Raw genomic sequence first — 13,102 nt, forward strand, 5'->3', positions numbered from 1 at the left:
AACTCCCAATGCAACTGGTTTGCTTTTGGCCGACACGAGTCGGCACGGCGAAGATTCTTTTCAATCAATCGACCCGTCGCTTTCAAGTCGCCGTGGACGACGAGGTTCTTGGCGACTACCTGACTGCACAGCAGGCAGTGGACGATTTTTGTGGTGGGCATACGTTCAGTCACTCGTCCGGAGTCGACACGTCCACACTCGGCGCTCCGGACGACGTTGGGGATTGGCAGCGGATGAGGTAATACTCGAGATCCGCAATCATTCCGCGCACATCCATGACACCCAGGCGCAACCGCACGACCTCGTCTCCCACATTGAAGCCGATACCGATCTCGTTGTAAGCGGCATCTACCGGAGTCACATTGCGCAAGCCGGCCGCGAGATAGCTGCTCGGTATGCGCCGCTTTGGCTGCTCATCCGACAGCACCTCTGCAACTGGAGCGCTCTTGCACGGTTTCGCCCCCTCAGCAGGAGGGACAAGGCACGACTTGATGGTTTTCATGCAGGCACCTGCTCAGGACAGTTCACGACCGCTGCAGGCAACTGAAGGAGCTGCTCGCGAGTGCACTCGAACTCTGTGCCCTTAGATGCTTCGGCGATAAGCGCTGCGTAATTCGTCTCGCCGGTCCACTCGGTACGCGGCAAGCGACCTTTTTTCAGCCACTTGTAGACAGCAACTGGAGAGACGGAGCAAATCGAAGCAAGCACCGGCACGCCGAGCACCTCGGCTGCTTTCTTGATCGGAGGAATGATGGTCGTTTCCATGGCGCAAATTAAACCACAGGTTAAATTCGCTGTAAAGCACCGGTTGGTTGAGTCATCAAATAGATCCTTTGACAATCACCTCATGGCACATCCGCTCGGAATCATCATTAAAGACAGGCTTAAAAGCCTGAAGAAGACGCAAGGCTGGCTCGCAGAGCAAGCCAACGTCTCGGATACAGCCGTATCAAAATGGATTGCTACAGGGAAGATTTCTCGCGAGAGCGCGAAGGATGTTTCCCAAATCCTCGGCATTTCGCTCGACGTCCTGCTCGGCGTGTCTGAGGATGCTCTCGCCCAAAGTCAGCCGTCGCTTTCCCTGGTCTATGTTGACGCCGAAGAACTCCGGCTGATTACCGCTTATAGAGAGTCGACCGCTATCGGCAAGGCCCTCATTTCAGCAGCTGCCGAGGGAGCCCCACGAAGCGAGTCACTTGACATTATTCCGACTCGACACAAGTCGTAGCGGGCTCTGCGGCCGGAGCGGGAACTGCCTCCTAAACCGCTGCGCCGCCTCCATCAGTACCATTCTCGCCTCCGGCACCATCCCCCGGTAGGAATCACTCAGCTCCAAGATCTCCGCTTCGAGCGCGCTCGCATCGTTCAGCTTCGTTTTCATCTCTCTACTCGTTGTTAATCGGAATTTACACTTAGCACATTGCTAAATGGCAACAAATCCCATGAACATGAGATAAGTAAAGGTTAAAATTTTCCCCCAATATTAAACCCTAGGTTGACTATAAAAATAAACCCATGGTTTAATTTGCCCCGTCGCAACCTTATTGACGGAGCGCAAAATGGGAAATCAGAAGCCGCAGTACCGCAACACCTTCCGCCGCATCCGGCCGGTGACAGTGCGCGCAATGCTGTCACTCGCCATCAAGCCCGCCGCCAACCGGATCCGCCGCTGGCTCATCAATTTCGAGCTGCAGCACAACGAATACCAGCTCGGACACATCCAGGAGAACCGGCTCAACGACTTCCTCGTTGAGGGTGAGCTCCACAAGCGCCAGGTGCACCTCAAGTCCGAACTCCGCCGCCTGGAGGCGTGATGATCGCGGCCGAGCTCCCCGTTCAAGCAGACGACACCGCAGCCGCGAGCAAGATCGCCGTCATTCTGGAACGCGTCACCGACCCGGAGGCGCGTTCCAAAGTGCTGGCAATCGGATCCCGCATCGCCGCCATGGAGTCCGCCGGCTACCAGGTCAGCACTCCCGTCCGCGTCCGTCCCCGCACGCAATACGTCTTCGCCGAATGGCACCTCCTCGTCAAGAACGCCGGTTTCCGGTGCGTCCTGTCCTTTTTCATCAATGAGGCCTTCGAGCCCACTCCGAAAGCACGCCGCAAATGAATCTCGAAAACTGCATCCTCACCTACTCCGGCCGCTACGTGAACCTCCTCAAGCCGGATCCGACAACGATCCACATCACCGACATTGCACACGCGCTGTCGCAGATCAACCGCTTTGGAGGCCATACGCGCCGCTTCTACAGCGTCGCGCAACACTGCGTCCTGGCATCGCACCTGGTGCCGCTCAAGTACCGTCTCCATGCCCTCCTCCATGACGCCGCCGAGGCCTACTTCGGCGACATGGTCCAGCCGCTCAAGCGCCTCGACGGCAGCGCCCAATACCGCACATGGGAAAGCATGATGCAGGCCGAGATCTTCGACCGCTTCGGCCTCGGCATGGAGCAGTCCGACGAGTGCAAGGCCTGCATCCAGGAGGCGGATCTCATCATGCTCGCCACAGAGCGCCGCGATCTCATGCCGCCCGATGCAACGCCGTGGGCAATCCTCGAAGGTGTCAAGCCGCGCAACGGGAACATTAGTCCGGTGTCCTCGCACCTGGCCGAGTCGATGTATCTGTCCCGCTTCAAAGAGCTCGCCGGAGTCCTGTGATGATCGCTACAGCCGTCGCATTTAGCGAGAACGACCTGGTCGAATGGGACAGCTCTATCGACGGGACGAACACTGGCGCTGTGCGCCACCTCACCCGCAGCATCGAGAACGGGCAGGCCTTTGCGGTCGTCGAGGTGGACCATGAGCTACCGGGAATCCTGGAGTGCGTTCCCCTCAACCAGCTCCGCAAGACCAAATTTGGCAAGCCTCGGCAGGAGGCATCCAAATGAAACGCAAAGACCGTCAAACGCTTGCCCTGCTCCACTTAAAAGATCACGGCCGCACAACCGGCAAATCCCTTTCCGAGTCCATCGGCGTGACCACAAAGAATATCGCTACGGTCATGAAGCCCCTCATTGCCGCACAGGCTGTAATCAAGGGACGTGACAAGGCAACGCAGTCCTCCACCTACACCATCACGAAAACGGGCCTCGCCGCACTTGTTCGCAAAGATCCTCCGGTCGAGGCCCCTCGCTATAACCCGTCGGATCCGTTCGGTTTGCTCGCAAAGCTGCGTGCTGCACAGACCTCCATCCCCACTGTCGCATCCCATCGTTGAAGGAAAAGCCATGACCGCAACCCAAACCAATTTTGCAGAGCCCCACTTCGGCACTATCCCCCTTGCGTGCGTGATTCCCTCCAAGACCAACCCGCGCAAACACTTCGACGAGTCCGCACTGCATGAGCTCGCCGAGAGCATCCGGCAGGTTGGCGTCGCACAGCCGATCCTTGTCCGTCCGCTGCCGACCACCGAGAGCATGATCGACTGCGTCGAGATCGTCGCCGGCGAGCGCCGTTACCGCGCCTCCAAACTGGCAGGCCTGCAGTCCATCCCTGCGATCGTGCGCGAACTCACAGACGTCCAGGTGCTGGAGATCCAGGTCATCGAGAACCTGCAACGCCAGGACGTGCATCCGATCGAGGAGGCGGAGGGATACGACCAGCTCATGCGCCAACACGACTACACCGCAGAACAGCTGGCCGACAAGGTCGGCAAGAGCAAGGCCTACATCTATGGCCGCTTGAAGCTGTGCTCTCTCGCATCCGAAGCACGCGAGGCCTTCTTCGCCGGCAAGATCAACGCCTCGATTGCAGAGCGAATCGCCAGGATGCCGGTCCTCGCCCTGCAGGCAAAGGCAACGCAGGAGATCGTCCACAACTACGGACAACCCGAGCCGATGTCATTCCGCCGCGCCGTCGAGCACCTCCAGGCGCGCTACATGCTCGATCTCGCTCACGCAAAGTTTGCGATCAAGGACGCCAAGCTCGTATCAGCTACTGGATCCTGCCTCTCCTGCCCAAAACGGACCGGTAATCAGCCGGAGATCTATCACGACGTCGATGCAGACGTCTGCACTGATCCGGATTGTTTCGAATCAAAGGTTAACGCACACAACGAGCGCAAAGCCGCAGCCGCGCAAAAGTCAGGTCTGCCGATTTACGCAGACGGCATGGAGGCCTATACCAAGCTCCGGGAAAACAACCAGGTGTCCGCATATGACGGCCTCTACAAGATGGACCGGTTGGCCAAGTCCTCGATGTCCAACACGCCCATTGAGGACGTCATCCCCGCCGACCAACTGCCGAAGCCTGTCGCGTATGTCAAAGGCAATGACGGCGAAATTGATGCGGTGTATGAAAAGTCCGCTATCCAGTTCGCCTTGGAGAAGGCGGGCCTCTGCCTCACCCTGGAGAAGCACAATGCGCTCTTGCAGGAAAAGATGAGCGGCAACGCACGCGATCCGAAAGTCTCGGAGAAGGAAAAGCAGGCCGAGGCTGAGCGTCGCGAGCGCACGAAAAAGGCCGAGCTGGAGACAACAATCCGGAAAGCGGTATATGCAGAGGTCCGCAGCAAGATCCTCCAGGGAGACGGGCACTTAACCGCCCTACGTCATATCGCAAAGCGTCTTTGCGACGAATGGTCTTTCCCACACGTCATTGCGAGCGACTACAAGTTCAACGTCCTCAACTTCAATGAAGCTGCGAAGTTCATCGATTCCGCCAGTCTCGAAGAAGTTGTCGCCTTTATCCTCGGAATGACGATTGGCGAGTGCGTCCAGGTTGACGCCTTCGACATGGACGACGACGAGCACCTTGAGAATCCTTGGTATCTCGGCCTCCTCGATGTTGCAAAGGCCTGCGACATCGAGCACGACAAAATCCGATCGGAACATACCCCGAAACCTGCAGAGCAGCAGGATCTGCCAGTCGCAGCTGAAACGCCGAAGAAGAAGGGGCAGCAAAAGACTGCAGAAACGGCCGCAGAGGCACCGAAAATGGCCGAGACGACCAAGGATGCCACCGACACGAAAAAAGCGGCTCCAGCGAAGCCTACGCCAGCCAAAAAGGCCGCGGCAACAAACGCAAAGACCGACGAGGTCCCCGCTACCGCATGGCCGTTCCCCACCGCCGCGGAAATGGCCGCAAAGGGCAAGTGACCATGTCTCAGAAGTTCAATTTTCTGGCACGCCGCACCGCCTCGACGAAAGCCGAGCAGGAGCTGCGTCGCCAGTTCCCCAGGCGCTCCCGCGCCTGGATCTCAGCCAAGGCCGCAAGAATTGCGGGCAACACTGACATCACCAGCGAGCTGCGCGCTCCAACACGCGCAGAAGTGAAATGAGCGAAACCGAACTCCTCACCAAGCTGGCCGACCTCCTCGGCAAGCAACTCCGTCCGGCGCTCCCGGTTGACATTGACCTTTGGGACGTCTCGACGATCGCCCAATTCTTGAAGCGCAGCGACTCCGCCGTCCGCGAGCGGATCTGCCCGCTCCCCGACTTCCCGAAGGCGATCCGCCTCCCGTCGCAAGGCGGCCGCGGTCATCCGCTCTGGAAGGCAAAAGAGGTGATCGAGTGGGCGGAGAAATATCGCGAAATTAGGACGAGAAATTAATCGCCAATGACCAATCTAATTTACCGGTATTTCTAGAGTAGTGATGAGCAGCTCATCCTCTTTTTTCGGTGCTTTAGTACTGTATTGGAATGCCTTATGTACATGGTTGTGATCGGCATACAAACCCTTAATCACGTCATGACTGTCATAGCTCAATATCCAATTGAACTTGGCACTTTTAAGAGAAGAGGATAGCGCCACATGGTCCTTCAGCTTGTAGTGATGACGATAAAGCTTACGTCCCTGAATAAAATAGGGTGGATCCACATAGAAAAGGCTAGTAGTTCTTCGCTTGTATTCCGTAATTACGTCGAGCGCATCTCCATACCGGACTTCCACTCGGTCTGCGAGATCACTGAGTCTTTTAATCTTATCGATCAAATCTTCTTTATTGAAGCGACAATCAATGCTATAGGCAGACGACTGCTTTTGCCCGCCGATCGGCCCCGAATGCAAGACTCCTGAGAAGTTTGTTCGATTAAAGAATAAGGCCGCAAACGCCAGCTGAACTTCATCTTCTTCTGATGGCTCTTCGCACTTCAGCAAAGGTTGAAGTTCATGCCACGTTTTGAGTGAAACGGTCACATTCTTGATTTTTTTTATGAGCTTATCTGGATGCTCAAATGCAACCTTCCAGAAAGAGTACATGAGGGGATCGCGCTCCGAAATTACTGCTTCCGAGCAAACTTTTTCTGACAGGAGCGCTAACGTTACAGCTGCGCTTCCGGCATAGGGTTCCACGAGCTTCTTCCCCTCGAGCCCGTTATAAATGATCAGGTCCTTAATTACCTTTGTAAACGACGATTTACTTCCGGGGTAGCGGAAGGGAGTTTTGACAATCTCGGTCATGCCGTGGCAGCCTGCTTCAGCTCTGTGATTCGTTCAGTAACCCAAGCGGCTATCTCAGGAAAATCAGTGGTACGTTCAACTGTAAGTCTTTGATCTGCCGTTAGTCCCAGCCCCCTGTAGGCAAGTACTGGGATCATATATCGATAGTAGATCGCGCCATACCTCTTCGTTAGCACATGCAACTGTTGCTTGAGTGTCGCTCCACCGGTGAGTGGGATACAGAATGGGATGAAGAGTGCGGCCGTCGGCTCGGAAGCTGGTATTTCTGAAAACCAGTTCTCGTGAAATGGACGGAAATATTCGAGTACGCTCTTACTTGGCCAGTTGCCACCGGAAGCCGCTTGCCCAAGCATATAAAAGGTGCCTGCTGCATTATCGTTTCGAGGCTTCCATGCGATGACGTCAATACCTTCATCTTTGGGATTTGTTGATACCCCTGGCAGAGGAGCTTCCCGTACAGTGCCCTCCCCAAACAGTGCATAAGTTGAACGCAGTTTGTCCAGGTAGGGAGATCCATCTGGACGAGGAAATCCGAATGCTATAGCACAGCCTTCAAGTGCTCCGGCTGCTGCCCAAGTAGCGCACGCCTGAAACAAGTCTCGAATCCTGTTATTTAACTCAAAATCAAAGCGATCAAGCTCGAAAATCTCGGAACTCTTTACGCTCGACAGGAAGAGGCAGAAAAGATAAAGCATCGCCCCGTCGGATATATCGTTTTTCAGGAGTAGCTCTTCCTCAGTGTCGTTAAACTGGAAGGGATAATGATCACCCAAGCATTCCATTCGCTTTTGGAATTCTGCAAGTATCTCTTCCAAAAACTGCTCATCCGGAGCGCCGTCTTCTAACGCGCGCCCTTCTGGATCTGAGCTTTCGGAGTTTCGCCTACGGTCCCATGCTCTTTGCAAACTCCGGAGCTGACCAACCGAGTACTCAGAACATAAGACATGAAATTCAAACCAATCTGCGATTACGTGAGGATCGCGATCCAACGGAATTTGGGCTAACGGCATTTGCGGTTACTTTACTTCTTTTGGAGTGGCTTTTTTGTGCCTGGAGCACCCTTGCTTTTCGGCGTCGCCGGAGGATTTACTTCTGCACTTTTCTTCTTCATTACGGTAAGGAGAATATCAGCCTGCTGCGAGATCTCACGCGCTATCGCGAGGAGGTTCGGTTCACCATTGTATTTTGGTAGCGCATCTATAACAGAACTGAGCCGCACATGGGCTTGCGCCAACACTTCGCTAAACACGTCGTAAGGCGAGCGCACCTCGTTATAAGCGACACTAAGCTTCTCCCCGGTGCGAATTCTCTCGAGAGCAACTGGGTGGGCAATTACCTCACCCACATGCTTCAAGTCAGGGTTTTGAGACTTAACTAATGGTTGAGCGTCATCTCGTTTGTCGCCGTAAAGATAAAGTAAAACCTCTTTTAGCTTGCCCTCATTTGCTCTTGGAACTGGCGAAGTTACAGGCTCCTTGCTCCACCCTTTGTCAAGTCCGAGGAAGTCCTGATATTCCGTCCGTCCAAGCGCGGTATACAAATGCGAAAACGCGAATTTTCCTTTGTTATACCGGTTCTTAATGTCAAAAAGTTTACGTCCCTCTGCTTGCTCCAGTACGAAGATGCTAGAGATGTACGCGCGAATAGTATCGTTATCATCACCAAGCTGCCGCGCGATTTGATCGATAGTGAGTCCATTCTCGCGCTCGCGCTTATACCAATCTGACACGAAGCGTGCCTTGGCATAAGCATCCCATCGACTAGGGCCGTTAATATGCTTAAAGCCAATGAATGCCTGTGCGTCGCTCTCTTTGTCGACACGCCAGACTGTGACTTTTTCAACGGACCTGCGAACATCCGCGCGTATCCTTGGAAGGGAAATTCTGCATTTCGCCGCCAGGTCCGGATCTTTTATTAGCTTTATCGATGCAAGCCGGCGATTGCCCTCTAGGACTCTATACGGCCCCCCATTGGGTCCCATTACAATTAGAGGCTCAAAGTCTAAGTAAGTATTGGTGCAAATCGACGTAATGACTTCGTCGAGAGGTGAGATCTCGTTCAACGCCGAGATAATGTCCTCATCGTTCGAAGTGCTGTAGTCGTTTCCATTCAGTAGACGAGGATTTTGGCGGTCAAACTCGAGAAGGTCCGTTGGACAGCCACGAGTTGGCGCTCCTGATATCGGCGAAAAGGCGGGCATAATTTCCCAATATTATCTTGTTTTTGCAGGCGGCTATTGTACCGGTAGGCCACAAAACCTTAAAGTACACTGTTACACAACTTCGGATACGATTGTCCTTCAGCAAAGTAAATGGGTCGGGAAGCTGACTTTTCGTAAGGATTAGGTTGTGCAGACGTCTGCACTTCTTCCGGGTAGCACTTGCGAATTTCCGCATACGCCATTCAGTTGCTAGTCAAGGCGACTGGCAATTTCAGCGGCCGTCGCGTTGTAGTAGATCTGCAGCATCCTCAAGTCCCTATGCCCCACCATTCGGGCCAATTCCAGAACGTTCAATTTCTTCGCCAGGCGCGTGATCGCCTCATGTCGCGAGTCATGGAAAGTCAGGTCCGTGATCCCGCATCGATCCTTGGCCTTGCGGAATAACGCATCGAGGGACTTCGAAGTGATCCCGAAAACGGTCCCACCCTCCTCCGGCTTCGGCAAATAGGACAGCAGCTCGACGGCACGCTTGGAGAGCGGCACATCCCGCTTTGTCCCGTTCTTCGTCTGCGGCAAGTGCGCAACCTGCCCCTGGACGTGCTCCGGCACCAATGCGCAGATCTCGCCGGCACGCATTGCAGTCTCGATTGCAAAAAGGAACGCAACAGCGACGCGTTGACTCACCGTCATCGCCGGTCCGTCATCGAAGCCGAGCGACAAGCACAGGCGCTCGATCTCGTCCTCCCGGATCCGCCGATCGCGAGGAGGCGGGTTTTTCGGCCGTCGGACGTCTTTCGTCGGACTTTCGGCAAGCCACTTCCACTCACGCCGCGCCGTGTTGAAAACGTGCGACAGGAGGTTAAATTCACGGTTGACGGTCGATCCGCTCACGGTCCGGATCGGTGCCGGATCCGCCCTCTCGATCTGCCGCTGCGCGACCTCCATACTCATGCGGGCATCACGCAACATGCCAAGATGCTCAGACGTCAGATCGGATAGCTTGATGTCGCCGAACTTGACCGGCCGCTCACCGACCTCGATCTCGGCCAGCACGCCCATCCGGAGCGCCTCGTATCGGTGCCCGCGCTTCGTCCTGGAGACTTCCTTCTCATACCGGTGGAACGCGTCACGGACGGTCTTGCCGGCAATGACCGCGGTTGACTTGTTCTGCCGGAGCTCCGTCTCACGCTGCGCCGCCCAAGCTTGCGCCTGCGCCTTGGTCTGGAATGTGCCGGAATCGCGCTGCCCTTTGACATACACCTGCACGCGCCACACGTTGCCGTCTTTTTTGAAGCTCGCCATTTCGTAAATCTTTCGGAGATTTTTCGTAAATGGTAGCAGTAAAACGCGGTATTTTTAGGGGATTTGCGAGTCGCGCCGAAAATGCAAAAAGGCCGTAAACCCTTGCATTTACTTGGATTGCGGCCTTTTAACTGAATACTGGAAATATGCTGCTGGTGCCCGAGACCGGGGTCGAACCGGTACGCCCCCTCTCGGGTAAGCGGCGGATTTTAAGTCCGCTGTGTCTACCAATTTCACCACTCGGGCCTGTGCGTACGATAGACCGGACGTACAAGTAAAAAAAGCGCACGCGGCGCTTTTTTTGAAAAACTGGAGGCGGGGGTCGGAATTGAACCGGCGTAGACGGCTTTGCAGGCCGCTGCATAACCACTTTGCTACCCCGCCACGGGGAGGTTATTTAACCACAAAATCGAAAAACTGGAGCGGGAAAAGGGTCTCGAACCCTCGACCTCAACCTTGGCAAGGTTGCGCTCTACCAACTGAGCTATTCCCGCGTAATGCTGTGTTCACAATTCGGGCGAAAGCCACCTAACCTTGTGAAATAAAAAAGGAAGCTTGCGTAAGCTTCCTTCGAAATCTTGGAGCGGGAAAAGGGTCTCGAACCCTCGACCTCAACCTTGGCAAGGTTGCGCTCTACCAACTGAGCTATTCCCGCGTCGTTCACAACAGACGCACATTATAGAGACCTGTCTTTTTTTGTCAAGCATGGCCAAACAATCAAGCGCGCGACTCTGCCTTCTCCTTGATCAGCGGCCATGCCTTCTGGAGATAGTAGAACATGGACCATACCGTGAGCACAGCAGCAATCACAAGCAGCCACGCGCCCCACAGACGGGTATCGACGAAACCGAACAGCGTATCGCTATACAGCAGCATGGGTATCGCAATCATTTGCGCCGTCGTTTTGATCTTGCCGATCGAACTGACGGCCACCGACTTTGACGCCCCGATCTGTGCCATCCATTCGCGCAGTGCGGAAATGGCAATCTCGCGGCCGATGATGATGAACGCGATGACCGCATTGACGCGATCGAATTCGACGAGGACCAGCAACGCCCCTGCGACCATCAGCTTGTCTGCCACGGGATCGAGGAAGGCGCCAAATGCGGATGTCTCGTTCCACCGTCGTGCAAGGAAGCCGTCAAACCAATCCGTTACCGCTGCAACGATGAAAATCGCCGTCGACGCAATGCCTTTCGCCTCGGATGAGAGCCAAGTGTCTGGAAGATAAAAGACGCCGACCACGAGGGGGATGAGTGCCACACGCAGCCAGGTCAGCAGAATCGGAATATTGAAGGGCATAATGACGATTATCGCGTGGAAACAGCCCTTCCCGCAAATCACTGCGCGGCAGGCGCAACGGTCAATGCAATTGCTTGTAGATCTCTTCCGCCAGCTTGCGCGAAATACCCTCGACTGAAGCCAGTTCTTCCACGCTTGCATCCGCCACGCCGCGCAGTCCGCCAAAGCGGGCAAGAAGCTTCTGCCGGCGCTTGGCGCCAATTCCTTCGATATCCTCCAGCCTGGAGCTCTGCCGTGCCTTGGCACGCTTCGCGCGCATGCCGGTAATCGCGAAGCGGTGGGCTTCGTCGCGAATCTGCGCAATCAGCATGAGCGCGGCCGACTCCTTGCCCAGTTCAAGCGGCGCCCGGTCATCGGCAAAGATGAGTGTTTCGAGGCCAACCTTGCGCCCTTCCCCCTTCGCCACGCCCACGATCAGCGAGATATCGAGACCGAGTTCGCTGAACACCTGGCGCGCCATTTCGACCTGCCCCTTGCCGCCATCTACCAGCACGATGTCCGGCATGACACCGTCTCCGTTCGCCACCTTTTCGTAGCGCCGCGTCAGTACCTGTCGCATCGCCGCATAGTCGTCACCCGGTGTGATGTCGTTGATGTTGAAACGTCGATACTCACCGTTCTGCATGGCGTGATGATGGAAAACGACGCAGGATGCCTGCGTTGCCTCACCCTGAGTATGGCTGATATCGAAACATTCGATTCGCAGTGCATCGATATCCGTGGAATCAAGCGCAAGGGTATCCGCCAAAGCGCGTGTACGTGCCTTTTGCGAACCTTGCTCCGACAACAGGCGCGCTAGGGCAATCTCGGCGCCTTTCTGGGCCATTTCCAGCCATTGCCGGCGTTGCCCCTGCGGCTGGAACACGAGCGAGATACGATGCCCGCACTGCTCCATCAACGCCATCATCAACGCTGGTTCGTCCAGCTCGATGTTCAGAATGATGATCGACGGCACAAAGGTGTCGATGTAATGCTGTGCCAGGAAAGCCTTCAGGACTTCTGCCTCGACGCCTGCATCCGTATCAGCAAGCACGTCGTCGACATGCGAAGGGAAATACGCCCGGTCACCGAGATGACGCCCTCCTCGCACCATTGCAAGGTTGACGCAAGCGCGCCCGCCCTGGACGACCACCGCGAGGATGTCGATGTCGGCGTCGCCCACGGTCTCCATGGCCTGCTGGTGGAGCACCCGGGACAAGGCCGCGATCTGGTTGCGCACGGCCGCCGCCTGCTCGAATTTCAGTTCCGCAGCGAACGCATGCATCTTGGTCTCCAGCTCGTCGAGCACCTCTTTCTGCCGCCCGCGCAGGAATTTCGCCGCATTTTCTACGTCGTGCGCATAATCCTCGTTGCTGATTGCGCCGACACAAGGCGCGCTGCATCGCTGGATCTGGTGCAACAGGCAAGGCCGGGTACGGTTAGCAAACACGGTATCTTCGCAAGTGCGCAACTGAAAGACCTTCTGCAGGATCTGGATGGATTCCTTGACCGCCCAGGCGCTGGGGAACGGACCGAAATAGTGGTTTTTCTTGTCCACTGCGCCACGGTAATAGGCCATACGCGGCACATCCTGCGCAGTGATCTTCAGGTAGGGATAAGACTTGTCATCCCTGAACAGGATGTTGTAGCGTGGTTGCTGCGTCTTGATGAGATTATTCTCGAGCAGCAGCGCCTCTGCCTCACTGCGGGTAACGGTCGTCTCCAGCCGCGCAATGCGCTCGACCATCATTGCTGTGCGCGGGCTGGTTAGCGTTTTCTGGAAGTAGCTGGAGACGCGCTTCTTCAGGTCGCGCGCCTTGCCCACATACAGAAGCTTGCCTTCGGTATCGAAATAGCGGTACACACCGGGCAGGTGCGGCAGCTTTGCGACGGTGTCGAGGATGACCGCGCGCGGATCCGGGACTTCAGGTTCGACTGCTTCGGACATCTTGCCTC

Annotated in this window: 17 protein-coding genes and 4 tRNA genes; 9 read left to right on the plus strand and 12 right to left on the minus strand. The window is 55.7% G+C overall.

Annotation, left to right across the window (positions count from 1 at the left end; all coding sequences use genetic code 11):
- Positions 1–169 precede the first annotated feature (169 nt).
- Positions 170–502, minus strand: coding sequence for a hypothetical protein (locus AYR66_RS03060; protein ID WP_088706300.1), 333 nt, complete (start codon positions 500–502; stop codon positions 170–172).
- Positions 499–765 (minus strand): helix-turn-helix domain-containing protein, encoded by a 267-nt coding sequence (locus tag AYR66_RS03065; protein WP_088706301.1) that lies wholly within the window; start codon positions 763–765, stop codon positions 499–501. The genes AYR66_RS03060 and AYR66_RS03065 overlap by 4 nt, the downstream gene beginning before the upstream one ends.
- Here AYR66_RS03065 and AYR66_RS03070 point away from each other — a divergent pair.
- The 9 genes from AYR66_RS03070 to AYR66_RS03110 all read left to right on the plus strand — a co-directional run bounded on the left by AYR66_RS03070 (position 764) and on the right by AYR66_RS03110 (position 5,553).
- Positions 764–1,228, plus strand: coding sequence for a helix-turn-helix transcriptional regulator (locus AYR66_RS03070; protein ID WP_141104013.1), 465 nt, complete (start codon positions 764–766; stop codon positions 1,226–1,228). The genes AYR66_RS03065 and AYR66_RS03070 overlap by 2 nt on opposite strands.
- Positions 1,229–1,559: 331 nt before the next feature.
- On the plus strand, positions 1,560–1,814 hold the full coding sequence (locus AYR66_RS03075; RefSeq protein WP_088706303.1) for a hypothetical protein: 255 nt from the start codon (positions 1,560–1,562) through the stop codon (positions 1,812–1,814).
- Positions 1,814–2,113, plus strand: a complete 300-nt coding sequence (locus AYR66_RS03080) for a hypothetical protein (RefSeq protein WP_088706304.1) — start codon at positions 1,814–1,816, stop codon at positions 2,111–2,113. Before AYR66_RS03075 ends, AYR66_RS03080 begins: the two co-directional genes overlap by 1 nt.
- Positions 2,110–2,661 (plus strand): metal-dependent phosphohydrolase, encoded by a 552-nt coding sequence (locus tag AYR66_RS03085; protein ID WP_088706305.1) that lies wholly within the window; start codon positions 2,110–2,112, stop codon positions 2,659–2,661. Before AYR66_RS03080 ends, AYR66_RS03085 begins: the two co-directional genes overlap by 4 nt.
- Positions 2,661–2,891, plus strand: a complete 231-nt coding sequence (locus AYR66_RS03090; protein ID WP_088706306.1) for a hypothetical protein — start codon at positions 2,661–2,663, stop codon at positions 2,889–2,891. The genes AYR66_RS03085 and AYR66_RS03090 overlap by 1 nt, the downstream gene beginning before the upstream one ends.
- Complete coding sequence (locus AYR66_RS03095; RefSeq protein WP_088706307.1) at positions 2,888–3,220, plus strand: hypothetical protein; 333 nt, start codon at positions 2,888–2,890, stop codon at positions 3,218–3,220. Before AYR66_RS03090 ends, AYR66_RS03095 begins: the two co-directional genes overlap by 4 nt.
- Entirely contained in the window at positions 3,102–5,099 is a 1,998-nt protein-coding gene (locus AYR66_RS03100; protein ID WP_141104014.1) for a ParB/RepB/Spo0J family partition protein, read from the plus strand. Before AYR66_RS03095 ends, AYR66_RS03100 begins: the two co-directional genes overlap by 119 nt.
- Before the next feature lie 2 nt (positions 5,100–5,101).
- A complete protein-coding gene (locus tag AYR66_RS03105; RefSeq protein WP_088706309.1) occupies positions 5,102–5,281 on the plus strand; it encodes a hypothetical protein in 180 nt (59 codons plus the stop codon).
- A complete protein-coding gene (locus AYR66_RS03110; protein WP_088706310.1) occupies positions 5,278–5,553 on the plus strand; it encodes a hypothetical protein in 276 nt (91 codons plus the stop codon). Before AYR66_RS03105 ends, AYR66_RS03110 begins: the two co-directional genes overlap by 4 nt.
- Before the next feature lie 15 nt (positions 5,554–5,568).
- Here AYR66_RS03110 and AYR66_RS03115 read toward each other — a convergent pair whose 3' ends face one another.
- From AYR66_RS03115 to uvrC, 10 genes are all read right to left on the minus strand, one after another.
- Positions 5,569–6,402: a DNA adenine methylase gene (locus tag AYR66_RS03115; protein WP_088706311.1), complete on the minus strand. Its 834-nt coding sequence runs from the start codon at positions 6,400–6,402 to the stop codon at positions 5,569–5,571.
- On the minus strand, positions 6,399–7,412 hold the full coding sequence (locus AYR66_RS03120; protein WP_206047036.1) for a hypothetical protein: 1,014 nt from the start codon (positions 7,410–7,412) through the stop codon (positions 6,399–6,401). Before AYR66_RS03120 ends, AYR66_RS03115 begins: the two co-directional genes overlap by 4 nt.
- An 11-nt stretch (positions 7,413–7,423) precedes the next feature.
- Positions 7,424–8,602 (minus strand): helix-turn-helix transcriptional regulator, encoded by a 1,179-nt coding sequence (locus AYR66_RS03125; protein WP_088706313.1) that lies wholly within the window; start codon positions 8,600–8,602, stop codon positions 7,424–7,426.
- A 210-nt stretch (positions 8,603–8,812) separates the two neighbouring features.
- Positions 8,813–9,865 carry a tyrosine-type recombinase/integrase gene (locus tag AYR66_RS03130; protein WP_088706314.1) on the minus strand — a complete coding sequence of 351 codons (1,053 nt, stop codon included), beginning with the start codon at positions 9,863–9,865 and terminating at the stop codon, positions 8,813–8,815.
- 153 nt (positions 9,866–10,018) lie between these two features.
- Positions 10,019–10,111 (minus strand) — tRNA-Leu (locus AYR66_RS03135).
- A gap of 64 nt (positions 10,112–10,175) precedes the next feature.
- A tRNA-Cys gene (locus AYR66_RS03140) sits at positions 10,176–10,249 on the minus strand.
- Positions 10,250–10,283: 34 nt separating this feature from the next.
- A tRNA-Gly gene (locus AYR66_RS03145) sits at positions 10,284–10,359 on the minus strand.
- An 85-nt stretch (positions 10,360–10,444) separates the two neighbouring features.
- Positions 10,445–10,520, minus strand: a tRNA-Gly gene (locus tag AYR66_RS03150).
- Positions 10,521–10,582: 62 nt separating this feature from the next.
- A complete protein-coding gene (gene pgsA / locus AYR66_RS03155) occupies positions 10,583–11,167 on the minus strand; it encodes a CDP-diacylglycerol--glycerol-3-phosphate 3-phosphatidyltransferase (RefSeq protein WP_088706315.1) in 585 nt (194 codons plus the stop codon).
- 61 nt (positions 11,168–11,228) lie between these two features.
- Positions 11,229–13,094, minus strand: coding sequence for an excinuclease ABC subunit UvrC (uvrC, locus tag AYR66_RS03160; protein WP_088706316.1), 1,866 nt, complete (start codon positions 13,092–13,094; stop codon positions 11,229–11,231).
- Positions 13,095–13,102: the final 8 nt, after the last annotated feature.

The organism is Noviherbaspirillum denitrificans, from assembly GCF_002211445.1.
Classification (GTDB): Bacteria; Pseudomonadota; Gammaproteobacteria; order Burkholderiales; family Burkholderiaceae_D; genus Noviherbaspirillum; species Noviherbaspirillum denitrificans.